We start from the raw sequence: 24,024 nt of genomic DNA on the forward strand, positions 1-24,024 counted from the left end.
CCTGGGTCTGGCTCAAGCGTGAGAACGGGCGCCCATGGTGGGCGCCCGCATCGTCGAGCCAGCGCCTGCTACCTTCACGCCGCTGCGTTCTAGCGCACGGCGCCGCTTCAAGCCTGATTGCCCAGGGTCATGGTGCGCTTGCGCTGCTCGCGCACCAGGTGACGGTTGATCTCCCCCAGCAGCGTCTCCTTGCTGATGGGCTTGGTGATGTAGCCGTTCATGCCGTGAGACAGATAGTACTGCTTCGATTCGGGCATGGCATCCGCGGTCAGGGCGATGATGGGAATGTCGGCCCAGCTCTGGCGCGAGGCGCGAATATGGGTGCTGGCCGCCAGTCCGTCCATCACCGGCATCTGCACATCCATCAGCACGATGTCGAAGGTCTCTTGCGCCAGTCTGGCCAGCGCCTCTTCCCCCTGCAGCGCCAGCGTCACCCGATGACCGGCAGACGCGAGCATGGCACCGATGACCTTGCGATTGGTGGCGTTGTCGTCCACCAGCAAGATGCGATAGCTCTCCTGACTGATCGGCTTGCTGGGCAGGCTGGTCATCGACGGGGTGGTCGCCTGGGCAGGCCAGAGATAGGTAAAGGTGCTGCCGAACCCCTCGTGGCTCTCGACCGAGATGTCGCCCCCCATCAGGCGGGCGAGGTTGCGAGAGATCTCGAGGCCCAGCCCCGAGCCACCATATTGGCGGGTGATGGAGATGTCGGCCTGGGAGAAGCGCTGGAACAGGTTGCCCATCTGGTACTTGCTCATGCCGATGCCGGTGTCCTGAATCGCGATCCGAATCGAATGACGCTCCTTGTCCAGCGGCTGGCTGTCCACCCTGATGTTCACCTCGCCCTGGTGGGTGAACTTGATGGCGTTGCTGAGCAGGTTGAACAGGATCTGGCGCACCCGCAGGGGGTCCATCATCAACCATTCCGGCGTGTTGGGGGCCAGGGTCAGGCTGAGCTTGATCCCCTTCGCATCGCAATTGCTCTGCATCAGGGCCCGGATGTCCTCCAGCAGCTTGGGCAGATGGTGGGGCACGAGCTGCAGCTCGATGCGACCCTCTTCCAGTTTCGAGATATCCAGAATGTCGTTGAGCAGCCCCAGCAGATGGTTGGCTGACTCCCGGGCCGTCTCCAGGTACTCCCGCTCTCTGGGGGCCATGGTGCGATCCGCCAGCAGCGACAACATGCCGAGTATGCCGTTCATGGGGGTGCGGATCTCGTGGCTCATGTTGGCCAGAAAACTGCTTTTCGCCCGCTGACCCGCTTCGGCCTCGCGGTTGGCCCGCACCAGCTTCTCGTTGAGCTGCTGCATCAGCTTGTGCTGCAGGAACGAGATATTCATCTGCCGCCAGATGAGCAGGGCCAGCACGAACAGCAGGGCAAACTGCAGGGCCGCGATCAGGCTGGTGGTGATGATCTGCTGGCGGACCCCCTCGCGGCGGGCGACGTCGAGCAGGGTCGCCTGCTCGTTGACCTCCAGGGTCAGTTGGTGGAGCTGGGGGAGCAGGGAGGTCAGCTGTTGATCAAGTTGCTGATGGGCCGCCTGATCCAGCGGCTTGTGCTGGACCGGCCCGAGCCAGAGATCGGCCAGGGCGATGAAGCGGCGCATCTCCTTGCTGGCCTGCTGATAAATCTGGGTATGTTGCAGCAGGTTGCGATCCTTGCTCTCCAGCACCAGCTCAATCCGGCTGACCAGAATGTCGTATCTGAGCTGGAACTTGACCCGCGGCTCATTTTTCAGGGCATTTTGAAAGCGCAGCGCCTCGTTGTAGAGCTGGAAATAGTTCCACATGACGTTGTCTTCACCCTGACTGGTGCTGTGCTGCAGCTCCTCGAACTGCCGGTACTGGACGGTACCGATACCGGCAAACGCCAGCAACAGCACGCAGAGCACGACGAACAGGGAGCGCTGACTGGCTGCCATGGATTGCATGATGCGGTTCACTCCACCTTGATCTTGTTGATCTGCCAGATGGCACGGCCGTAATAGAGCTTGTTGCGAAGCTCGGGGTATTGATCAAACGGGTAGATCAGGAACAGGGGCCCCTTGTCACGCACCGACAGCGGCTTGCCATCGATGCTGCGGGCCAGGATCACCTGATACTGGGCGGCATCGCTGGTGGGCACCTGGATCGAGTAGTCGTTGAGCGCCGTGATGGTCAGCTGCTTGCCGCTGGCGCCCACCTTGGCCAGCAGATCGCTCAGACGGGGGCCGCGAAAGGTCTTCTCTTCGTCATACCAGGGGGTGTGAGTCTTGATCTCGTATTCGGGCAGTTGATCCAGCATGGCGGTGTCCCACAGGGCGTCCTGCTGGTAGTTGGGCTGGGTAATGGCGCCTTCCACCCTGAGCTGGGCGCTGTCGGGATCGGGAGTCGCCTGGGCGGTAGCGCAAAGAATGGCCAGCAGGGGAGCCATATAAAAATTGAGTCTCATAACCTTCCTCCATGGAACCGTGAGAAGCAGATGCCAGGGCAACGGCGGGCCTGGCATAGAGGCAAGGCAATAAGCGTGCCTGATAGTGGAAAGCGGCAGCTGGCGTGGCTTAGACGGGGGTGAAGAGGGGGTGAGAGTGCCTTTTCATCGCATTTTGCAATGAGAAGGATGAGCCATGTTGCAAATTGGCAAGGAATTCTCCCCTTGCCGTGGCCGATGTGCTTCTCTAGTTAAGGTGAAAAACAGGGTTTCTTTGGGTCTTTTTCTTGCCAGGCACGGCTCTTGCTTTACTGGGTATGGCATGGAACGAAACCGTCCTGGCATAGACAAGGAGCTTCAACATGGAAAGCATGACCTACACCCTTAACGACACTCAGGTTGTGGCATTGGAAAGCGAGTTTGATGCGATGGCCGTCAGTGAATTGCGCCCCTTATTTGAAAAGCTGTCGGAGTACACAGGTGATGTGCTGGCGGATCTGCGAGACGTGCACTTCATCGACTCCTCCGGGATCGGTGCCCTGGTGTTTCTCCACAAGCGGCTGGTGATGAACGGGCATCATCTGGAGATCATCTGTGGTCCGGGTCAGCCCCGCGATCTGCTGGACATGCTGCACATCAACCGGGTCATTCCCTGTCATGAGAACGTGAAAGCCTACATGCAGTCATCCGGCATGGTGGTGGCATCATGACGCACTGGCTTGTGCTCGGGATCTCGCTGCTGATGGCGGGTTGCGCGCAATGGCCATCCGAGGGCAAGGGGGGAATGGCCGAGCTGAGACCCACCTGGTTACCGTTAAATGAGGATGAACAACGCCTGCTGTCAGGTTATGATGAGCGTCAACAGAAGCTCGATCAGCAACTGGTCAGCCTGCAGCAGGCGGGTCTGCGCGACTGCATGCCGGCTGGGCTAAAACAGCTACAATCTCAACGAGTTGATATAGTACGGGATGTACATGGCCGACTCTGGGCCGACGTAGCCTGGCGTCAGGCCATGCTGGCCGAGTCGTTGAAGCAGGTGCGTTTGCAGCTGGAAAAGACCACCAGTGGGGGTTGTAGCCGGAGCTGGTCTGGACTTCCGTTGCGTCAGTGGAGGCAAACGTAACAATAAAAAGGATGTCTATGGATCGGGGCGCTATCAAGGGATTTATCGCGGTTGTTCTGTTTTTGTTTACCTGTCCGCTGCTGGCAAGCACCCTGCTGGCGCCGGGCGATCGGCTCTCAATCGTGCAGCCGGGGGAGGCCGCCTTCGACAAGCCCTTCCAGATCGACAAGCAGGGAGAAATCAAACTGCCCGAGGTGGGGACCGTGGTGGTGGGCGGCAAGACGCTCCCCCAGGCGGACGCCATCATTCGCACCGCCCTCAAGCCCGTCTACAATAACCTCTCCCAGCTGACCATCACCCTGTTGGAAAAGCGGCTGCTCATCAGCGTCATGGGTTATGTCAAAAAGCCCGGCAGCTATGATCTGGCGCCCGATGGCAACGTGCAGATGGCGCTGGATGCGGCCGGCGGCCTGGTGCCGGGGGCCCAGCTCAACAACATGCAGGTGCGCCGCGGCGACACCGTCTCCAGCTTCGACTACAAGCGCTATCTCGATACCGGCGATGCCGGTCTCTTGCCCCCGCTGCAATCCCTCGACGTGGTCTTCGTGCCCGCATCCCCCCTTATCGGCAACGTCCAGATCGACTTCGATGCCGCCACCCTGGCCGCCGGCGGGGATGGCGACACCGGCAAGGCAATCAAGGTGTTTGGCGAGGTGAACAGCCCGGGCGCTTTCAGCTTCAAGAGCGGCAACTCCATCGTCGATCTGCTGATGCGGGCCGGCGGGGTGACCCGCTTTGCCGGGGTGGAGCGGATCCGGGTGATCAACGGGGATGCCCCCGAGCTGTTCGATCTCAAGGCCTACCTCGATTCGGGCAACAACAAGCTGCTGCCGGCACTGGCCCCCGGCGCCACCATCTTCGTGCCCAAGGACGAGGAGCAGATCAAGCGCGGGGCGCGCACCATCTACATCATGGGGGAGGTGTTCAAGCCCGGCGCCTATGAGGGACGGGAGGGGGATACCTTCCTCGACATCCTGGCCAACGCCGGCGGACCGACCCGCTATGCCGAGAGCCGCCAGATCCGCTTGCTGCGCACCAATGGCGCGGTCGAACCCATCGATCTGCAGGCCTATACCGAGGGCATGCAGAAAAACCTGCCGCAGATAAGGCCGGGTGACGCCATCTTCGTGCCGGAAAAGACCGACATCAACGAGAAGTCCTGGTTGAAAGTGGCGCCGGGGCGGGCGGTGATGGTGATGGGGGCGGTGCGCATTCCCGGCCGCTATGAATGGTCTGACGAGATGTCGCTGCTCGATCTCATCGCCCATGCCGGCGGTCCCAACGAGCGGGCCGACATCGCCAAGGTGCAGATCCTGACCTCGGAGGGAGGGATGGCGACCCCGACCATCTTCGATCTCGACAAGTTTCTCCATCAGGGGGGGGCCCTTGGCAGCCTGCCCAGGATCCACGCCGGCTTCACCATCATGATCCCCGAGCTGCCCACCGATCCCAGCGACAACAAATCCCAGTGGGTACGCCAGTCGCCGGACAGCTCCATCTACATCTTCGGTCAGGTCGGCGCCCCCGGTCGCTACGCCTTCAACGAGGAGATGGGCTTTATCGACATCCTCTCGGCGGCAGACGGCCCGACCCAGGCGGCAGACCTGCGCAACGTGCGCATCGCCCATCGCAACGGCAGCACGGCGCGGGTGAGCAAACTGGATCTCTCCCTCTACTTCGAGACCGGCGACGAAACACTGTTGCCCAAGGTGCTGCCGGGGGATTCCATCTACCTGCCGGAGAAGAATCGCCCCTGGCTCGACGAGCCCAAGGAGAACACCATAAGGGTGCTGGGGGCCATCGCCCGGCCGGGCCGCTATCGCTTCAACTCCTCCATGACCCTGCTGGATCTGCTGGCGGAAGCCGGCGGGCCCACCAGCTCGGCCTACATCAAGAAGATCGTGGTGATCAACATGGCCGTCAGCGGCCAGGGGGATCAGGCCCGTACCTTCGATCTGGACGGCTTTGCCAAGGAGCCCGATTTCAGCAAGCTGCCGGTGCTCAGGGCAGGTGACACCGTCTTCATCCCCGACAGCAAGAGCAGCAACTGGGCCATCTTCATGGACGGGATGCGTGACATTCTTACCACCATCTCGGTGGTCGCCCTGGTGGGAACCCTGTAACGTGAGCATCCCGATCCAGTACCTGGAACTGGAGTCGCTCTACGCCTCGACCCTGGCGCGGGGGATCCGCTCCCTGGCGGTCACCTCGGCCGAGGGGGGCGAGGGGGTCAGCACCATCTGCGAGGCGCTGGCCCGGCGCGCCGAGGCTGACGGTCTCAAGACCCTGCTGGTGGATCTCAACCTCTATCACCCGGGCCGGCCCGCCGGCCAGGCCTGGGGGCCCAACGACGTGCCCGAGCCCCAGCACCAGGGCCACGCCCTGGCGGTGCTGCCGGCGCCGGGCAAGGATCTGATGGCCTTTCGCAACAAGGAGACCCTGCGCGCCCTGCTGGTGCGCTGGCTCGAGCACTATGATGTTGTGCTGTTCGATACCTCACCCCTCAACGCCCTCAACCGGGGCAATATCCCGGCGGATCAGGTGTGCGCCGCCTGCGAGGGAGCCCTGCTGGTGGTGCTGGCCGGCGTGACGCCGACCACCATGGTGCAGAGCGCGGTGGAGAAGCTGACCCGGGCCGAGGCCAATCTGCTGGGGGCCGTGTTCAACGACAGGGTCAATCCGGGGCTGGCCAGCGAGATCCTGCGCGAACTCAACCGGCTGCCGAGCAACCGGCTGACCGAGTGGCTCAAACGCTGGTGCCGACGCAGCATGCTGCTCAACTTCCGGATCTGAGGGAGACGATATGAAAGAGTGGTTGCGATCCGCCCCCGCCACCCTGCAGTCGGTACGCGAGCTGCGCGGCCGTCTGGCGCAAGGGTTGGCGCTGTTTCAGGTTGCCCCCGAGGAGCAGGCCAACTGGCTGCTCTGTTTCAGCGAGCTCGCCACCAATATCGTGCGCCATGGCGAGCCGCCGGCGAGCCAGCTCTGGCTCACCCTGCAGCAGGATGAGTCGGGCCTGAGTCTGCAACTGGATGACGACGGCGGGCCCCAGCCAACGCTGGCGGCCAACCCCCTGCCGGCAGAGCCGCAGGAGGGGGGCTATGGTCTGGCGCTGGTGCACAGCCTGTTTGAGGAAGTGAGCTTCAGTCACCAGCAGGGGCGCAACCGGGTGATCCTGCGGGCCCGGCACGCTCCTCGGCGGATGCCCATGGTGGCGGTGATCGACGATGACAAGGTGATGCGCACCCTGCTCACCGGCTATCTGCACGACCACTATCAGGTCGACAGCTTTGCCGATCCCCTGGCGGCCCTGCAGGCGCTGGGACGCCAGCCGCCGGATCTGGTGCTCTCCGACATCGAGATGGAGGGGATCGACGGCTTCGCCCTGCGCCAGCAGCTGATGAAGGATCCCAAGATGCGCGGGGTCCCCTTCATCTTTCTGACCGGCCACCATGATCAATGGACCCAGAGCCGGGCCGGCGCCCTTGGCATCGATGATTTTCTGATCAAGCCCATCACCAAGCAGGCGCTGCAGCTGGCGGTCGCCCGGGTGCTCAAGCGGTCGGCCCAGCTCAAGGCCCAGTGGGGGGATCAGCTGGATCAGCGGATGACCTCGGCCCTGCGCCCCCTGCTGCCGGCCAATCAGCTGCACGGCTATCAGCTGGCGCTGCAGACCCGCGCCGCCGCCGTGGGGGGCGGGGATTTCCTGCTGGTGAAGGAGCGGGTGCTGTGGCTTGGGGACGTGATGGGGCACGATGCCGAGGCCAAGTTCTTCGCCCACGCCTACGCGGGCTATCTGCGCGGTCTGCTGACTGCCCAGAGCGAGCAGCGATCCCCTGCCAGCCTGCTGACCACCCTCTCCACCGCCGTGCACAGCGATCCCCTGCTGGGGGCGACCCTGCTCACCACCCTCTGCATCGAGCTGGGGGAGGCGGGCCGCGTCCGCTGGGCCAGCGCCGGGCACCCGGCTCCCTGGCTCATCGGGGCGGACGGAATGCACCCGCTCGGCGTGACCGGCCCCTTGCCCGGTCTGCGGCCGGATCCCCACTTCGAGACCTGCGAGCATCAGCTGCAGCCGGGTGAGCGCCTGCTGTTCTGGACCGATGGCCTGCTGGAGAGCCGGGACCCCGCCGAGCGCCAGTTGTGGGAGGCGCAGCTGCAGCAGATCTGTCTCACCCCCGCACCCGGCCTGGAGCAGCTGGCCCTGGCCATCGCCACCTGGTTTGACGAGCGGGCCGACAAGGCCCCGGATGACATGACCCTGCTGCTGGTGGCATTTCCTGCCGACTGAGGCCCCCAAACTGCTGGCACACTCTATGCAAAACCCCCGCTGCAGGTGGCCCGACGCCACCAGAGGAGGTTGCCCATGTTGCCAACACATCAGGTCTGGCTCGCCATTGATGCCCGCCAGGTCGGCGGGATAGAGATCCACATCACCCACCTTGCCCGCGATCTGCTGGCGCGGGGTCTGAACACCACCATAGTGCTGGTGGCGGATCACGGTATGACCCCCTTTGTCACTCTGCTGAGGCAACAGGGGCTGCCATACCGGGTCTGTCGCAACAGCCGTGACTTCGTGCGGGTGCTGGCTGGCCAGCCCGGCTTCGTGCTGCTGCACACCCACGGCTACAAGGCCGGGATCCTGGGGCGTCTCACCGCCTGGTGCAGCGGCAAGCCCGTGGTCTCCACTTTTCACAGCGGGGATGACGGGGAGGGTTGGCTGAAACTCTACAGCTGGCTCGACCGGTTCACGGCCCGCTTTGCGAAGTGCATCGCAGTGAGCGAGCCCATCGCCCGCAGATTGCCTGTGCCGAGCACCGTCATCAGCAATTTTGTCCCCATGCCCTCAGCGCCCGTGGCGGTGGCGGGCAATCGCATCGCCTTCGTCGGTCGCCTCTCCGCCGAGAAAGGGCCCCAGGCGTTCTGCCAGCTGGCTGCCTTCTGCCCGGAGGGGAGCTTTCACCTCTATGGTGAGGGGCCGCTGATGGGGGATCTCAGCATGCAGTATGGAGATCGCGTCGAGTTTCACGGTTTTCGCCGGATGGCCGACGAGTGGCAGCATATCGATCTGCTCTGCATCACCTCCCGCTTCGAGGGGCTGCCGCTGGTGGCGCTGGAGGCCATGGCCCACGGCATTCCGGTCTGCGCCTTTGCGGTGGGGGGGCTGGTGTCGCTGATTGACCACAAGTCCAACGGCTGGCTGGTGGAGCCGGGCCAGGTGCAGGACATGGCGGCCATCGTCAACTACTGGCTGAGTCGCGACGAGCAGGCGCGGGGCGCCATGAGCCTGGCCGCCCGCCAGACCATCGCCCGGGGTTACAGCGTCAACCACAGGGTGAGCGACATCCTGGCTGTCTATGGCGGCTGATCCCGGGCCGCCGGCACACCGCCAGCAAGCGCAGCGAGTGGCCAGGCCACTCGCTTTTTTTATGGCTGTGAGCTGCGCCTTCGGTCAACCCCTCTCCCTGTCAGCCTCGCGCTCTCTGCTCTGCCTATCTGACGCTGGAGATGGTGCGGCTGGATGCCTCCTCAGTCCGTCAGACGCCTGACGAGGTGGCACAGCACAGGCTGCGCCAAGCCGCTTGCCCACGAGCACTTTGCTGAGGAAGCAGGCCGCGACCTCTGGCTCCCCCTGGCTGGGAGCCACTGCAGGCGCCGGGGGAAGGTTGCGACGCAAACCGCCCCGGGATGGCGAGGGGCGACGTTCTGGTAAGAGATGCGAGTGAGGGCAGCGTCGGCGCAGCTCGCTGTCGGCAAGAAGATGAAAAGGGGATGCAGGCCCGACAGGCTGGCGTGGTTGAAGGTGAAAAGAATCGGGCCACCGCCTAGGCAGTGGCCCGAAATCCGGCAGCAGGGTGAGGCTCAGCGCCCCTTCTTGCCCACCATGATGGCGACCGTCTTGCCGATGATCTGCATGTCCTGCAGCAGCCAGCGCCAGGGGTGGAGCAGGGTCACCGAGTAGGCGAGATCGAAGGCGAGCTTGCTGCGCACATCGTCCAGCGACTCGTCATAGCCCTGATTGACCTGGGCCAGCCCTGTGATGCCGGGGGCTATTTCATAGGTGCGCTCGATAAAGAAGGGCACCGCATCTTCCAGCCGGTTGGCGATGCCGGGGCGCTCCGGCCGCGGTCCGATGAGCGACATCTCCCCCTTGAGCACATTGAGGAACTGGGGCAGCTCGTCGAGCCGGGTCTTGCGCAGGAAGTTGCCGCTGCGGGTGATCCGGCTGTCGGCCTTGCCGCACCAGACCGGCCCCGTGCCCGCCTCGGCATCGGAGCGCATGGTGCGAAACTTGATCATGAAGAAGAGCTCGGTGTGGCTGGCGTGGCTGCGGCCAATGCGCAGCTGGCGAAAGAACACCGGGCCCGGGCTGTCGAGCCGTATGGCCAGCATGATGAGTGGCCACAGGGGCAGGGTCAGCAGCAGGCCGAGGCTGGCACCGGCCAGATCCATGATGCGCTTGAGCACCTGGGTCGCTTTGGGGATGGGGTGTTTCATGCTGCTCTCTCCTGTGAGGTGGGGCGGGTCAGCATCCGCAGGCCGTAGCGCAGGGAGCCGATGCCGTTGTACCAGTGTCCGAGTACCAGATAGTGGATCTTGCGAAACAGACCGGGCCAGTTGTGCAGCGGGGTGAGCTGGATCAGCAGCACCAGGGCGTAGCCCAGCAGTTGACCGGCCAGCAGCGCCGCGAACAGGGGCGAGTAAATGGCCAGCGGAATGGCGCACAGCCACAGCAGGGTCAGGCAGAGGGGCATGAGCACCCGCAAGCCCTTGCCACTGGCGAAGTTGAACGCCACCCAGCCGAATCTGGGGTGCAGCAGCGGCAGCAGACGCAGCAACTGCTGGGTGTTGCCGGCACCGATGCGCTTGCGGCGCTTGGACTCCAGCTGGGCATCGGAGACCTCCAGCTCAAGGGCGGCGCAGCGATTGTCATAGACCGCCTTGTAGCCCCTGGCGATGGCCTGCATCGGCAGGATGAAGTCGTCGTTGATGGTATCGGGCGCCAGCGGCGCCAGGCAGTCACTGCGCATCACGTAGAAGGCGCCGTGGGCCCCCAGCATGCTGCCAAGGGCGGATTCGCACAGCTTGATCTGGCTCTGATAGCGCCAGTAGCTGGCCTCACCCTGGGAGCCTGGCTGCCAGAAGCGATAGGCTTCGCCCACCACGCCGACGGCGGGATCCTGAAAGTGGGCGGCGGCCAGCAGCAGGCTGTCGATGGGCAGCAGGGCCGACACATCGCTGAAGGCGACCAGGGGGGTGTCAATCTGGGTCATCGCCTCGTTGAGCACGGCCACCTTGCCACGATTGCGCGGGTGCTCGAACAGCCGGATCTGCAGCTGCAGCAGGGCGGGATCCCCGAGCTGGCAGAGGGCAATGGCATAGCTGTCGTCGGTGCAGCCATCAAAATGCAGGTGCACCGCCAGCTTGTCGGCCGGGTAGTCGAGGCTGGCCAGATTCTGCAGCTTGGCCGCCAGGGTGGTCGCCTCGTTGTAGATGGGCATCACCAGGGTGATGGCGGGGAGCTGCTCATCGCCGACCTCGGTCCGAAAACCCCGTTGGTGCGGGGTCGGTTGGTGCTGGCGTGAGCAGGCCCGTTTGCCAACCCATTTGAGCAGCAGGGGGTAACCCACATGGTGGTACACCACCAGGGCTGCACACAGCCAGAACACGATCATGATCCATTCCATGGGAGGCTCCTTTTGCTGTCTCTTCGCGTGTCGATGGCATCGCCTCAGCGGGCGTACAGCGCCTGATAGGCTTGAGCCATCCGGCTCAGGCTGCCCTGTTCACAGACAAATTCCCGGGTGACGGTGCGCAGGCCACGAGAGTTGAGCAACCCCTGTGCCAGAAGTTGCGCCAGCAGAGCCGGATCTCGCGTCTCCAGCAGCTGACCGCTGGCCGGGCAGACGATATCGGCGGCGGCCCCCACCGCGCTCATCACCACCGGCACGCCGCAGGCCTGGGCCTCCAGCACGCACAATGGCATCCCCTCCGCCAGCGACGGCAGGCAGAAGAGGTCCAGCCCCTGATAGAAGCGGGGCATCTGCTCCACCAGACCGAGAAAGTACACCCGATGGGCAATCCCCAGCAGTCGGCACTGCTGCTGCAACGCATTTTGCAAACTGCCCACCCCGGCCAGTGCAAGATGCACCTCGGGGGAGAGCCGCGCCACGGCCTCCAGCAGCAGGTGGTGACCCTTGACCGTCTCAAGGCGAGCGGCGCAGCCGATGAGCCTCACCCCGAGGGGCAAGCCCAGTGCCTGACGCGCCAGCTCGGCGGGGCCGGGGACGAAGCGCCCCTCGTCGATGCCGTTGGGGATCACCTGGGCCTGGATGGCGCCGAGCCTCGCCTGCAGCTGGTGCGCCACCGGGGTGGCGTCTGCCACCAGGGTGGGCCGCAAGGTGCGCAGCCCCAGCCCCGCCAGCTGGCGCTGGCGGGGATCGTCGAGATACCAGGCGTCATGCTCGGTGTGGATAAGGCACGCCACCCGGGCCAGCCGGGCGGCCAGCCCGCCATAGAGCAGCGGGCCCAGATGGTGGGTGTGCACCGCCGCCGGGCGCAGTTGGCGCAGCAGGCGGATGAGGCGATAGAGGGTGGCAAGCGACCAGCCGGCGGGTTTGTCCAGACAGTGGATCCGCCCGGCGAACGGCCCCAGGGCGGGCCAGGCGGCGAGCAGCGCCTCCTTGCTCCCCTCCAGCGAGACAATGTGCATGGGCTGGTGGCACTCGTTGGCCTGGCTGAGGTTGAGCACCATGGTCTCCAGCCCCCCTGGCTGCAGGTGCTGAACGATTTGCACGATGGCGGTGCTGGCTGACCGGGTGGTGGTGGGCATGGCGCTCTCCTCACAGTTGTCGGCCCTTCCCGGGCCCTGAGCGGGACTATGCGAATCCTGTACCACAACGTCTGCCATGTTGGCCCGCTTGCTGGCATTACCCTTGCATTTCCTCCTCCATTCGTGGAATGCCATACCTGCCTTGAGGGGAGTGACGCCATGCCGGTCCAGTTCTACTACAACCTCTACATCATCCTCTTCGCCGCCTGGCGGCGCCGTTATCTCATCCTGATGCCGGCTCTGGTCATGCCGCTGGTGGGGGTGGGGATTGGCGTGCTCAGCCCCAAGGTGTACGAGAGCCGCACCACCTTCATGGTGCCGCAGGATTCCAACCAGACGCCGACCCTCAAGGATCTGATCACCCAGGAGAGCCTCAAGGATCGCTTCGCGGTGCTGGAGGCCATGCTGCGCAGTCGCTACGTGATGGACGGGGTGGCGCGGGACCGCAAGCTGGTGGATGACAACACCCCGCCCGCCAAGCGCGACGCCATCATGGACTGGCTCTCGGCGTCCGTCTCCATCCGTCTCATCGGGGACGAGGTGATCGAGCTGAAGGTCAAAGCCGATTCGGCCGAGAGCAGCGCCGGCCTGCTGGAGGCCGTCTCGCGCCGCTTCTTCTTCAACCTCTTGAACAAGGGGCGCCAGTCGGCCGAGTCCTCCGAGCGCTTCCTGCAAAGCCAGCTCGACAGCCGGCGCAGCGAGCTGCAGGGGGCCGAACAGCTGCTGGCGGATTTCAAGCGCGAGCATGCCAGCGCCCTGCCGGATCAGCAAAATGCCAACGCCGCCCGGCTCTACGGCCTGAAAGATCGCCACGCCGAGAGCCTGCTTCAGTTGCAGCAGGCCAAGACCCGGGTCGAGCAGCTCTCCCACGGCCAGGAGGGGGCCACGACCCGCAGTCTGGAGGAGAAGTTGCAGCAGATGCAAACCGAGCTGGCCCTGCTGCGGGTGCGCTACAGCGATCAGCACAGCGAGGTGCAGAGCCTGCGCTACCAGATTGAGCAGTTGCAGCAGGAGCTGGAACAGCAGAAGAGCCAACCCGGCGTGGCGGTCGGGCCCGAATGGGATCAGGCAAGGGCGCAGCTGGCCGAGGCCGAGCAGAATGCCGCCGCGCTGCAGGCCCAGCTCGACGATCTGAACAGGGTGGTGGCCTCCCAGGGCGAAACGGAGAGCCAGCTGGCGGAGCTGGAGCGCGATCTCGAGGTCAAGCGCTCCCTCTATCAGGATCTGCTGCTGCGCTACGAAAAGGCCAAGGTGACCGGGGCGCTCGGCAGCTTCGAGCCCGGCGAGCGGATCAAGGTGATCGACAGGCCCTTCGCCCCGAGCAAACCCAGCAACTACCCGCTCTGGCTGTTTCTGATCGCCGGCATGGTGGGGGGCCTGGGGCTCGGCTGCGGCCTGGCGCTGCTGATTGAACTGGCGGATACCAGCCTGCGCCGCACCGATCAGCTGGCAGCGCTTATCAAGGCGCCGGTGCTAAGCCGGATCCCCTATTGTGAGCCTGTGCATGCCCACAGCGGCCAGACGGCCCATGCCCAGCCGCCACTGGTGGAGGTGCCGGGTTGATATTTGCCGGCCGCCGTCAAGGCAGGCCACCACTCTGAACCCGAATATTTCTGATAAGGCCTCATGATGAGGCCTCTTTTATGTCACTCAGGCAGCTTCTTGACTGTGATTTATCATGGTGGTACAAGTGGAACCGCTGCCGATCATTGATAATACGCTTATAAATCAGAGGCTGGTTGGTAATTCGGCGATCTTATAAAGATATATTGATTGTAGTGACATATGGTAGGGCGGAGTTAGATGGAAGGCGTTACTAACACATTAATAGCGCCTTCCATCTAATTACTGTTATGTGTTTTATTAAAATTTGGAGTTTGAAAGCAGTATGAGTAATGAAGTATCTGTTGCTGAAATAGTTGTCGGTGAGGCAAGAATCAGCTTTGAAATTCCGACGAGTCTATACAATATAATTTCTGAACATGCTAAATCTGATGATTTGAAGTTATATAGTTACAATGCTGAGCGAATTATAGACATGCTTAGAAGTTTTGTGCCTGATGATAAAAAGCCGCCAACTCATCGTCAAGAGTCTTATGCAAAATCCATAGCGCAAGCACTAAAACTTGAATTAACGGATGAAACTCTGAGTTCTAGCGAATCTTGCAGTGAATTTTTAGATCTTTACTCCGAACAATATCAGCAATACAGAGAAAAGATAGCGGAGTTTCGTTACAGAAATAAGGCTTTAATATCTACTTCCAACCGAGTCGGTCGTTGGCAATCTGCTGCAGAATTAGTGGAGCAAGGTACGCCAATCGAGGATGTGGCTGAAACCTTTGGAGTAAAAGCACCAACAATAGAAAAATACATACTTCAACTTCGAGAATGGCAGGTGGCAGCAAGGCATGATGGAACATATGATATTGTTCAAAACTTGATTAGGCGACAAGCAAATGGTGAAGATATTTATGCTTTGTATGACGAAATTTTGTGCTAAAAACACATAACAAAGCATTTAAGAGTGATTCGCAACGCTTGGTAGTTTCGCTTCGCTCAAGTATAGCCAAGCGCTGCTCACACCTTAATGCGGCGTTAGGTGTAAGGAAAATATGATGAATCTTCCAGATGAAATTGATAGTTTGAGGGAGAGAGTTGTACAGGCTCTTGATCCAATTTTTTCTGCGGTTGAAAAAGGTACGAAAGCTGAGAAGAATTTTTTATTTATCGCAGAACGAACGGATGCGGGTAAGGCTTTGCCTCCTTATTACTTGGTGTATTTCTTATTTGTGGATCTTCTCGGTTACAAAAACTTAGGTCAATTCGAAAAAGTCTCTTGGTCTGTTCCAATTGATTACAACGGAACGGCCTATTTACTGGAACATAGAAAGTTAGGAATGGGGTTGTTCGCTTCAGACAAAAAGAATCAAGAATCTGAATGCCAAGAAATCGTTAAAAAAATCAAAAAGGCAATAAAAATTGCCCAGCCTTACTTTGAATGGATTGCCAGCGAAGCTGCCAAGAAATCAGAGCTAAATGTTATAAACCACAGTTTAAGGTTACATGATAGGTATTCATTTTTGGTTGAGGAGTCCAGAAAAAAGGCAGATGATGCGCTTTCTAGAAAAGATGAAATAATAAGAACGCAGCACTCCGAAAATTCCTGGAGTGTGCATATGCCCTACTATGAATTAAGGAAGGAGTCAGAATGGCTAGCCCTCTCAGCAATTGATGCGTTTTATAGTTTTACTGAGCACGTGTTCATTCATGCTGGAATTTTGAAAGGTCATTTATTAACCGGTGAAGATGTAGCAAATCTAGCTGACAAAGATTGGGCGACAAAATTTAAGGTTTGCCTCGATATCCAAGACCCTTCGATAAAACCACACTATGACAGATTGGTTACGATAAAAAGGCAAATAAGAAATTACATGGCTCATGGAGCATTTGGCAAAAATGGGGAGGCATTTCAAATCCACTCTGGGGTCGGTGCCGTACCTCTGCTTATGCCCCATCAGATTGGATGTTCGCGATTCTCTATGCAGAGCGGAACTGAATTTCAAGAGGAAGAAGCATTAAACGCTATCGAGGAATTCATGCAGTTCTATTGGGAGTCGAATACTTTCCCTGAGGTAATATACATAAAAAGTACTCTACCAAGCATCCTTACTTATGCCTCTGACACTACTTACAGTAATGCCATTGCATCAATTGAGGATATGAAAGGTTTTGTTGACTATCTGACGGAGGCTTATGATCGTGCTGCAAATATGGATTGGTGAGATTCACCTAAGAAGTAGCAATATGAGATGTTTTGGCAAGTTAAAGAAACATATTACAGAAAGGTGTCGAATGTCCTACTGACTTACGGTGGGTTAACTCAAGCGTTAGGTGTTTATGCATCCTGATATAGTAAAACTGTTGAAATGCATGAATGAAGCTATCGAGTTGCTTCAATCTGTAAAAGAAAAACATTGGAGCACATGGCTTGCTCATGATGCTGCGCTCATAGAAAGGCGGGATTTTAAAGGCGTTGAGCATTTACTCTCAGCCTTCGGTGGTATGGGAAGCCTAAATGATCTCGTTATTCATCCTATTAACGGGCATGAGGTGCAAGACTTTGCCGTAGATAAAACAAACAGAATATTACAAGAAATACTTGGTGAAATCTGGTCGTTGGCTAAGCAACTGTACAATGATGAATTACAGGCAAAATAACACCTAATCCCTATTCAATTCGGCCGACGTATTCGCCTGTTTTCGCCTTGCTGCCTGCCGGTTAAATTGAACGTTCAGGTCATAGCACCAGCAAAAAATCAGGGAGCATCAGCTCCCTAATCGCAACACACGGGTGATTAACTAGCCGATGGCAGGCATCCGTTGCCATCCGGCGTTCTGCTGATTGCGGCCTTGAGTACGGCGCTGATAGCGCCAGGCCAGCAGCAAGGGCATGCCGAGCAGCAGCTGGGCCGCCAGCGGGATCTCCTCGATGGGGGCCGCCAACGCCCCTTCCGGGATGATCCCCCCCTCAATCTCGGCCGCGAGTTTCAGCTCGAGGGCGCTGCCAAAATCGGCGAAGGTGGTGGCGTTGATGACGAAGGCATCCTCACCGCCGGCGATATTGTTCAGATACCAATCCTGCAGCACCCCATCGGGGTAGTCCTGGCCTATGGTGATGCCGTTGATGGTATCGATGCCGGAGGCGAGCAGCTGATCCCGTACCGTGGAGGTATCCAGCCCTGCGTTCTGGATCCCGTCACCTGAGACATCCATCACCTGGCGCGTGGCGGTAAAGTCGTTGGTATCGAACTGCAGGGCACCGAACTCCATGGCCGAGCCCGGCGCCGTCATCCCCGAATAGGGGCGTGTCAGGGCGTCCAGGGTGGCGGCAAACTCGTTGATGGAGGTCATGTCATAGAGGTAGAACCAGTCGGTCATCACCGCCTGCTGGGTCGAGCCGCTCCACATCACCATCTGCACGGCGATGGTGCCCAGCTTGCCGTCGCTGGTATCCAGGATGGCGTCTTGCACCGCCTGGCTGTAAAAGGCGTCCACATAGCCCTGCAACTGCAGGTTGAATTCGGATGCGCTGACGCTGCCCGACACATCCATCAGCAGTTGCAGCTCGGTATCCACTTCGGTCAAAGCGTAGGCGGGGGCGCTGACCAGCAGCATCCCCACCAGCCCTGCCAACGGTTTTAGTCTCATAACTCACTCCTTCTCCTTGGGGCCTGGCCCTGGTCCTCAGTGCCGATGGGGAGAATGAATAAAGCGTGCCACTTTGCAGGTATCAGCGGCAGGCATGAAATTTGCGGTCTTCGAACAGGATGAAAACGAACAAGTGCGGGGTGAGGCGATGGAGATCCGTCCCTGGCAGTGGGCGCCCAACTGGTTGCTGTTGGGGCTGGTCAATCAGTGGGCCATGGTGTGGCTCAATACGGGCCATTTCAACCTGCTGGTGGTGTTGCTGATTGCCATCTGGTGGCAAATTGCATCGCGGGTTGCGCCAGCCTGGCAACCTGGCCGCGCCGCTCTGCTGCTCTTCTCGCTGCTGCTGTTGATCCCGAGCGCCAGTTGCAAGGCGCTGGCCTGCCTGCTGCTGGCCGCGAGCCTGTGGCGGCGCCAGCAGCCTTGGGACGAGCGCGCCGCGCTGCACATAGTGGTGGCCTTCACCCTGGCCGTGTTGTGGGGGCAGCAGCTCTTTGCCCTCTGCTCCGGCCCCGTGCTGGCGCTTGATGCTTGGGGAGTGGGTCAGTGGCTGCAACTGCTGGGGTGGGAGACGGTGCAAAGCGGCAATCGCATCGAGCGGGTGGGGGGCCATGCCCTGATCGTGCTCAAGGGCTGCTCCTCGTTCTCCCAGCTCTATCTGGTGGCGCTGGCCTGGCTGGTCTCCTCCTGCTGGCTCGCCCCGGGGCGGGCGCTGCACCGTCAGCTGCCCCTGCTGGGGCTGGTCTTGCTGCTCTACATCGGCAGCAACCAGCTGCGGCTGGTGCTGATGAGCCTGGATCTGCGCTGGTACGGCTGGCTGCATACCGGCACGCTCGCCCAGCTCTACCAGTGGCTGGTGCTGTTGCTGCTAATGACACTGCTGTTTCGAAGGGGGCGCCATGTCACCACCGATTAGGGGTTATCTCTGGCTGATGCTGCTGGCACTGGCCTCCACCGGCGCCATGGGGTGGCGCTATCAGCACCGCCAACCGGTGGATGGCACGCGTCAGATGCTGCAGGAGCTCCGCCATCTCGGCTGGCTGCGACAGGGGGCCAGCCCCTTGCTGGGGGGCACCTATGTGGGCTATCGGCTGCGCCACCCAGATTGTGACGGGGTCTTGCAGGCGATAGCGGTGGCCCCGGATCGGGAGGCCATGTCGGTACGGCTCGCAGGCAAAGGCCAGCTGCAGGGGGTGATGTTTCAGGGGCAGTGGCACCCGGAGCCGCCACTGCTGGCCTATCGCCTCCATCAGGGCTGGCACAAGCTGTGGGGCGACGCACCGGCCCCCCTCTATCGGGTGGCGCTACCTGCAGCCTGTCTTGCCCTTATTGCGCCTGGCGAGCCTCGCTGAGGGGGCTCGCCGCGTCGACGGGCAACACCCGGATCAGCAGGCTGTTCGGGGCCAGCATGGGGTCGTAGCGCGGTTCGAGCTCGATGGCGCGGGCACTGAGCAGGCTGGCCAGCTTGCCAAGGCGGCTGCTGGCAAGGCGCGCACTCTCCAGCATGTCGGTCTGCGGCCCGGGGCCGCTGATAAGGGCTATCTTCGCCGGATCCCGCTGGCCGAGAAATTGGTGCAACTGCTGCTCCTGATCCGCCGCCAACATCACCGCTTCATCCTGATAAGTCAGCGACAGCTGGGCCTGCTCGGCCAACTGCTGCTGGCGCAGTTGCGCCAGCATGGGGAAGGGATCCTCGGTGGGCGTCTGGCGGGCACAGCCAGTGAGTAACAAAGAGGGTAGCAAAGAGGGCAGCAAGGAGAGCAGCAAGCCTGCGGCAAGCTTGATGTGGCGGGGACGACGCCCGGCACGCTGGCGCCCGTAAGCCTTTATGTGGGTGACGTTCTGATGCGGCATAAGCTGGCCAGTCAGGGGGATGAATTGGCTCCAGTTTGCAATGTTTTCAAGCGCTTGGCCAGTTGTTCAATCTCGCCGCGAAAGCTGGCCCAGCGGCTGGCGGGGAGTGCTTCGGCCTGCTGCCAGCGGGTGGGCACCGAATCGTGCAGCCGCTGCAGCAGCAGCGCCGCCTCCACCTGTTGGCGCGCCGCCTGCTCGAGCCAGGCGAGCCAGCGCAGATCCTCGATGCCCTGTTGCAGCAGCAATAGTTCGTAGGAGAGGCGATGAGCCTCGCAGGCCTGCGGACCCAGCAGCAGAAAATCGCTCTCGCGCCCGTCGGTGGGGTCGTAGGGCTGGGCGGTGGGCATGCGCCCGTGCCACTGCAGATAACCCTCGGCCCCGCTCTGCCAGAGGTAGAAGCCGGCGGCGCGCGGGGTGCCGAGGTTGTAAAACCAGGGGGCGGCCCCGGCGGCCCTCACCCGCTCCACATCGGCCTTGTCGGCGCCAAAGCCTGCGTTGACCAGGGCTATCTCCACCTCGGCCAGCAAGGGCGCCTGGGCGGGATGGTTGAAGTGACCGGCCCGCACCACGGCCGGATCCCGCCGCTTCATCTCGCGGGCCATGGCTTGAATGGCGGGCAGGGCGCCGAGATCGGGCTCGTCAAACAGGCTCCAGGCCAGGGGCGGCAGCCCCTGGGCGCGAAAGGCCACCTGGCGCTGCTGCCAGGCATCGAGCCGGCTGTTGGTGTCGCTGCCCCAGCGCTTGAGGGAGGCGTAGGCCAGCAGCGGCATGTGAAAACCAAGGCCGATGGCCTCCTCCTGGGTGGTACGCATCCCGGCTTCATCCTGGGGCAGGGCGGGGGCAACGCCGCTTATCCCAAGCCCGGCAAGCCGCTCCAGATCGCAGCGACTGGCGGCCAGCTGGGCGTTGGCCAGCTCCGGGCCCTGACCGAACCAGCCAAGGTAGGGGGGCGTGTCGAGGTAGATGCCGACCGGCTTGCTGGCGGCGGGCAGGATCAGGGGCAGCACCTCGACCTCTAACGGCAGTTGCACCAGCTGCTGGTGGCTGAGCAGCTGGATATTGCCCTGATAGCGCCCCGCCGGCGCATCCCGCGGGATGGGAAGATGCAGCACCAGGCGCCTTGGCACCCGGCGCTTGAGGGTGAGCCCCGCCACCCCCTCCACCAGCTCCTGATCCGAGGGGAGCAGCAGGGTGCCGCTCGCCTGGGGGCGCACCAGATGCCACTGGCTGTGGTAGGGGGTCAGCGGCAGGGTAACGCCGTTGGCCGCCGGCGGCTGGATCACCAGCAGGGGGGCGGCGTCATCCTCGGGCGTCTCGATGACGAACTCCAGCAGCAGCTGGCTGCCTTGGGCGGCCAGTACGGAAGTGGCTGGGGCTGCCGGGCTGGCCCTGGCACTCAAGGTCGGCTGCCCCGGCGCGATGGGGGTCAGGGTGAGGCGAGCGGGGGGCTCTGGCAGCGAATAGGGGGCCAGGGCCCACTTCTCCGTAAAGAGCTGGCGCTGCTTGGCCAGCACCAACCGGGTGGCTTCGGCCAGCGCAGGAGCGTCCGTCTTGGCGTCAGCCTGCTTGTCCGCCGCCGGATAGGGGGCCAGCAGCAGGCCGGCGAGAAATTTCGCATCCGGCGAATTGCCCCCCAGGGTGAGGGTGAGCGGGCCGCCCGGGTGCTCGAGCACCAGGCTGACCGGCCCCCCCTGACGGGCACCAAACAGCAGCCAGGGATCGGGATTGGGCAGCGCCTCCTGCTGCTGGCCGGCGAGGTAGCGCTGGGCCAGCCACTCGCCCGGCTGCCACCGCTCGGCCCAGACCGGCTCACCATCGATCAGCACGCTGCGCTCGAGGGGGTGGGGCAGGTACTCCCACTCGCCCGGATCGTCGAGCCAGAGGGTGAGCTGGTAGCGCCCCTTGGGAACCTCCAGCCTGACGCCGTCGAGGTTGCGCAGCCCGTCGCGGATCAGCGCATCGCCGGAGGGGCGCAAGATGGGGCTGGGGTGGCCCAGCAGACGCGGATCCCCCGGCGCCAGGGACTCGAAACCGGTGAAGCGGGGGGCATTGCTTGCCCCCAGATCGAGGGCAATGGTGCCGGCGGGCAGGGTCAGCCCGGGGGACCAGTACCAGCGTGTCAGGGTGAGCGGCGCCGCCCCGTCAGCCATAAAGAGATAGAGCTTGGTGAGCTGGTCGAGGGCCAGGGTCCTGGGCTGGGCGGTGCGCCAGTCGCTTAACGAAAAGCGCAGGGTAAAAGGGCCCGGGGGGATGATCCGCTCCAGATTGACCCGGCTGCGGTAGTTGACCGAAGCGGCGTCATCGACCCGCAGGATCAGGGTCTGGGGACTGGCCGCGGGATTGTGACCCTCGATCACCAGTTCATCATCCGCCCCGACGGCCCAAGGCAGGCGCTCGAAGGTGAGCCGCTGGGGCGTCTGCTCGCCGCTCAGTGGCAAGGGGGTGGGGCCATCAAGGCGGCTCGCCGCCAGCGCAGTGCTTACCATTATCAAGCAGAGGGCCGGCAGGCTGAGGGTGAGCAGGCCGAGTACTTGCAGCCAGAGCGTCTTGTGCAAACGCGCCGCCAGCCAGATCATCAGAGCAACCCCGCCAGCCAGTTTTTCAGCTCATCGGCCCTGTGATCCCAGCTCTGCTGCGCCACCGCCTGCTGGCGCTGCGCTTTTCCCTCGTGCCGGGTCAGCGCCTCCCACTCGTAGCGCTGAAACCAGTCCTGGGCGGGGGCGTCGAGGGCGGCGCGCTGGATGGCCTGGGCCAGGCTGTCGCCCGGGCGGGGCAGATGCACCAGCTGCCGATAGCCGTCCAGCGCCGGAAAATCGGTGCTGACCACGGGCCGGCCGGTCGCCAGATACTCGCGCAGTTTAAGCGGATTGCAGGCCCTGATCTGGGCATTGTCGACGAAGGGCAGCAGGCTCACCTGCCAGTGCTGGGCGTAGGCGGCCAGGGTGTGGTGTGGTCTGGGGCCGAGCAGGTGCACGTTCGGCAATCCTGCCAGCGGGCTCAAATCGGTTTGCTGTGGTCCTATCAGCACCAGATCCCAGTGGGGCAGGGCGCGGGCGGTCTCCGCCAGCAGGGGAACGTCTATCCAGTCGCTCAGGCTGCCGTAAAACCCGGCGATGGGGCGCCCGCTCGGCAGATCAGCCGGCCTGGGTTGGGGGGGCATGAAGAGGCCGAGATCCACCCCGTGGCTCAGCAGCCGGGTCTTGTGGGGGGGAAAGCGGCTGGCCAGCGCCGGACTGGCGGCCAGGATAAGGTCCGCTTTTTCTACCAGCCTGGCCTCGCAGCGGGCGATGGCGGCGTGATCTACCCCCGCCAGGGCCGAGAAGTCGTCGCCGCAGTAGTAGATCACCGCCCGCTCGCCGAGCTTGCCCACCAGATCAACGGCGCTTGGCAGGGAGATCCAGAGCAGGGGCTTGTCGAGCTCGGGCAGCTGGCGGCGGATCTGGGCCGCCAGCCAGTGGCCGTTGATCCGCCCCGCCAGCGGGCTGCCGGGCAGAGGCAGCGCCAGCGGCGGCATCACCTGGGGCGTCGGCCCGCTCTGGATGGTGGCTGCCTGCGCCTCGCCCTTGGCCGGGCGGCGCAGCACGGCCCCCAGCTTGCGGCCGAGCCGGCCGAGGTCGCGCACGTTGAGGCGGGGGCGGCGCAGGCCGATGGAGTTGACCCAGAGCACTCGATAGTCCGGCAGCAGGCGCTTGATGAGATGCTGGGTGCTGGAGGGGTGCTGACCCCAATCCTCCCCCAACACCACCAGCTGGGGCTGTGCGCTCGACGGTTTCATGGCTGTTTCTCCTCACTCAGGCGGCTGGCGGCACTCTCTGCCAGCGCGTCGCGGCAATCTTGTGCATCGAGGGGGCGCAGCACCCGGGCAGGCACCCCCGCGGCCAGCACCCCGGCGGGCAGGCTGTGGGTCACGATACTGCCGGCGGCGACCACGGTACCGGCCCCTATAGTGACCCCTGCCATCACCATGGCGCCGGTGCCGAGCCAGACATCGTTTTCGAGCACGATATCGCCGACCTGCTCGTCCCGATCCGGCAGTCCCCGGGCCCGCTCCTGGGCATCCAGCGGGTGGCCCGGGTAGCCCGCGAGAAAGGCGCGCCCGGCGATGCGCACGTTGTCGCCGAGCACCACCTGGCTGCCCACTGCTATGGTGGTCTGCCAGCCGATGCCGACATTGTTGCCAATCCTGAGAGCGGGCTCCTTGCTCGAGGGGCGGCCGCTGATGGTCATGGCGGCGCTGAGGCGACAATCCGCCCCGATGTCGATCGATACGGGCCCGCTGATAAAGGGGATGCCGCCGTAAAGGTAGAGGCGGGGGGCGGGGGTGCGCAGGCGGGACTGGAACAGCGGCGTCCACCAGAGGGTGCGGGTCAGGGTGGCGAGTGTCTGGCTTGCCTGCCGATAGAGGCGATAGAGCAGGCCGTGCAGGGGCGGGATGAGCGGGAAGCTCCAGCAGCGGGCCCCCTTGGCGAGGCGCCACAGCAGGCGGGCCAGCGGCGTCTCTCCCTGCTTGGCCCAGGTTTTCATCCGGTACAGGCTGATGCTGTTCATGGTGTGCTCTCCCTTGGCTCTGTTGCCGTCATGGCCGACCTGTCACTG

Annotated in this window: 22 protein-coding genes; 12 read left to right on the top strand and 10 right to left on the bottom strand. The window is 62.6% G+C overall.

Annotated elements, in window-relative coordinates:
- Positions 1–107: 107 nt before the first annotated feature.
- Together CK627_RS14120 and CK627_RS14125 are read right to left on the bottom strand one after the other, a co-directional pair.
- Positions 108–1,931: an ATP-binding protein gene (locus CK627_RS14120; protein ID WP_254425312.1), complete on the bottom strand. Its 1,824-nt coding sequence runs from the start codon at positions 1,929–1,931 to the stop codon at positions 108–110.
- 8 nt (positions 1,932–1,939) lie between these two features.
- A complete protein-coding gene (locus CK627_RS14125) occupies positions 1,940–2,431 on the bottom strand; it encodes a putative pterin-binding protein (protein WP_005301421.1) in 492 nt (163 codons plus the stop codon).
- Between the two features lie 341 nt (positions 2,432–2,772).
- Here CK627_RS14125 and CK627_RS14130 point away from each other — a divergent pair, with 341 nt between their 5' ends.
- From CK627_RS14130 to CK627_RS14155, 6 genes are all read left to right on the top strand, one after another.
- Positions 2,773–3,120, top strand: coding sequence for an STAS domain-containing protein (locus CK627_RS14130; RefSeq protein ID WP_005301420.1), 348 nt, complete (start codon positions 2,773–2,775; stop codon positions 3,118–3,120).
- Positions 3,117–3,533 (top strand): hypothetical protein, encoded by a 417-nt coding sequence (locus CK627_RS14135; RefSeq protein WP_095592667.1) that lies wholly within the window; start codon positions 3,117–3,119, stop codon positions 3,531–3,533. Before CK627_RS14130 ends, CK627_RS14135 begins: the two co-directional genes overlap by 4 nt.
- A 17-nt stretch (positions 3,534–3,550) precedes the next feature.
- Positions 3,551–5,656 carry an SLBB domain-containing protein gene (locus tag CK627_RS14140; RefSeq protein WP_095592668.1) on the top strand — a complete coding sequence of 702 codons (2,106 nt, stop codon included), beginning with the start codon at positions 3,551–3,553 and terminating at the stop codon, positions 5,654–5,656.
- Position 5,657: 1 nt separating this feature from the next.
- Positions 5,658–6,326, top strand: coding sequence for a CpsD/CapB family tyrosine-protein kinase (locus CK627_RS14145; RefSeq protein WP_005301417.1), 669 nt, complete (start codon positions 5,658–5,660; stop codon positions 6,324–6,326).
- Positions 6,327–6,336: 10 nt separating this feature from the next.
- Positions 6,337–7,824 (top strand): SpoIIE family protein phosphatase, encoded by a 1,488-nt coding sequence (locus CK627_RS14150; protein ID WP_095592669.1) that lies wholly within the window; start codon positions 6,337–6,339, stop codon positions 7,822–7,824.
- A gap of 75 nt (positions 7,825–7,899) precedes the next feature.
- The gene (locus CK627_RS14155; protein ID WP_095592670.1) at positions 7,900–8,901 is read left to right on the top strand and encodes a glycosyltransferase family 4 protein; all 1,002 of its coding nucleotides are present in this window, start codon (positions 7,900–7,902) and stop codon (positions 8,899–8,901) included.
- A gap of 494 nt (positions 8,902–9,395) precedes the next feature.
- Here CK627_RS14155 and CK627_RS14160 read toward each other — a convergent pair whose 3' ends face one another.
- From CK627_RS14160 to CK627_RS14170, 3 genes are read right to left on the bottom strand one after another with little or no spacing between them, the layout of a single operon-like run.
- Complete coding sequence (locus tag CK627_RS14160; protein WP_095592671.1) at positions 9,396–10,031, bottom strand: sugar transferase; 636 nt, start codon at positions 10,029–10,031, stop codon at positions 9,396–9,398.
- Positions 10,028–11,221, bottom strand: coding sequence for a glycosyltransferase family 2 protein (locus tag CK627_RS14165; RefSeq protein WP_095592672.1), 1,194 nt, complete (start codon positions 11,219–11,221; stop codon positions 10,028–10,030). The genes CK627_RS14160 and CK627_RS14165 overlap by 4 nt, the downstream gene beginning before the upstream one ends.
- A gap of 44 nt (positions 11,222–11,265) precedes the next feature.
- Positions 11,266–12,366: a glycosyltransferase gene (locus tag CK627_RS14170; protein WP_095592673.1), complete on the bottom strand. Its 1,101-nt coding sequence runs from the start codon at positions 12,364–12,366 to the stop codon at positions 11,266–11,268.
- 159 nt (positions 12,367–12,525) lie between these two features.
- Here CK627_RS14170 and CK627_RS14175 point away from each other — a divergent pair, with 159 nt between their 5' ends.
- From CK627_RS14175 to CK627_RS22650, 4 genes are all read left to right on the top strand, one after another.
- Positions 12,526–13,929: a GumC family protein gene (locus CK627_RS14175; protein WP_017764350.1), complete on the top strand. Its 1,404-nt coding sequence runs from the start codon at positions 12,526–12,528 to the stop codon at positions 13,927–13,929.
- Positions 13,930–14,254: 325 nt separating this feature from the next.
- Positions 14,255–14,866 (top strand): hypothetical protein, encoded by a 612-nt coding sequence (locus CK627_RS22645; RefSeq protein ID WP_147323357.1) that lies wholly within the window; start codon positions 14,255–14,257, stop codon positions 14,864–14,866.
- A gap of 115 nt (positions 14,867–14,981) precedes the next feature.
- Positions 14,982–16,148, top strand: a complete 1,167-nt coding sequence (locus CK627_RS14180) for a hypothetical protein (RefSeq protein ID WP_095592674.1) — start codon at positions 14,982–14,984, stop codon at positions 16,146–16,148.
- A 148-nt stretch (positions 16,149–16,296) separates the two neighbouring features.
- Complete coding sequence (locus tag CK627_RS22650; RefSeq protein ID WP_157737189.1) at positions 16,297–16,584, top strand: DUF6966 domain-containing protein; 288 nt, start codon at positions 16,297–16,299, stop codon at positions 16,582–16,584.
- A gap of 141 nt (positions 16,585–16,725) precedes the next feature.
- Here CK627_RS22650 and CK627_RS14185 read toward each other — a convergent pair whose 3' ends face one another.
- Positions 16,726–17,574 carry a DUF1194 domain-containing protein gene (locus CK627_RS14185; RefSeq protein WP_095592675.1) on the bottom strand — a complete coding sequence of 283 codons (849 nt, stop codon included), beginning with the start codon at positions 17,572–17,574 and terminating at the stop codon, positions 16,726–16,728.
- Between the two features lie 94 nt (positions 17,575–17,668).
- Between CK627_RS14185 and CK627_RS14190 the strand changes: the two genes are divergently transcribed.
- Both CK627_RS14190 and CK627_RS14195 read left to right on the top strand, forming a co-directional pair.
- Positions 17,669–18,490, top strand: a complete 822-nt coding sequence (locus tag CK627_RS14190; RefSeq protein ID WP_095592676.1) for a hypothetical protein — start codon at positions 17,669–17,671, stop codon at positions 18,488–18,490.
- Positions 18,474–18,926: a hypothetical protein gene (locus CK627_RS14195; RefSeq protein WP_026139059.1), complete on the top strand. Its 453-nt coding sequence runs from the start codon at positions 18,474–18,476 to the stop codon at positions 18,924–18,926. Before CK627_RS14190 ends, CK627_RS14195 begins: the two co-directional genes overlap by 17 nt.
- Here the strand turns inward: CK627_RS14195 and CK627_RS14200 are convergent.
- The 4 genes from CK627_RS14200 to CK627_RS14215 are packed head-to-tail and all read right to left on the bottom strand — an operon-like array spanning position 18,901 to position 23,976.
- Complete coding sequence (locus CK627_RS14200) at positions 18,901–19,428, bottom strand: hypothetical protein (RefSeq protein WP_254425313.1); 528 nt, start codon at positions 19,426–19,428, stop codon at positions 18,901–18,903. The genes CK627_RS14195 and CK627_RS14200 overlap by 26 nt on opposite strands.
- Before the next feature lie 11 nt (positions 19,429–19,439).
- Positions 19,440–22,004, bottom strand: coding sequence for a hypothetical protein (locus CK627_RS14205; protein ID WP_254425314.1), 2,565 nt, complete (start codon positions 22,002–22,004; stop codon positions 19,440–19,442).
- A complete protein-coding gene (locus CK627_RS14210) occupies positions 22,004–23,203 on the bottom strand; it encodes a glycosyltransferase (RefSeq protein ID WP_095592677.1) in 1,200 nt (399 codons plus the stop codon). Before CK627_RS14210 ends, CK627_RS14205 begins: the two co-directional genes overlap by 1 nt.
- Positions 23,200–23,976, bottom strand: a complete 777-nt coding sequence (locus tag CK627_RS14215) for an acyltransferase (RefSeq protein ID WP_095592678.1) — start codon at positions 23,974–23,976, stop codon at positions 23,200–23,202. Before CK627_RS14215 ends, CK627_RS14210 begins: the two co-directional genes overlap by 4 nt.
- Positions 23,977–24,024 lie beyond the last annotated feature (48 nt).

This window comes from Aeromonas dhakensis, assembly GCF_002285935.1.
Lineage (GTDB): Bacteria > Pseudomonadota > Gammaproteobacteria > Enterobacterales > Aeromonadaceae > Aeromonas > Aeromonas dhakensis.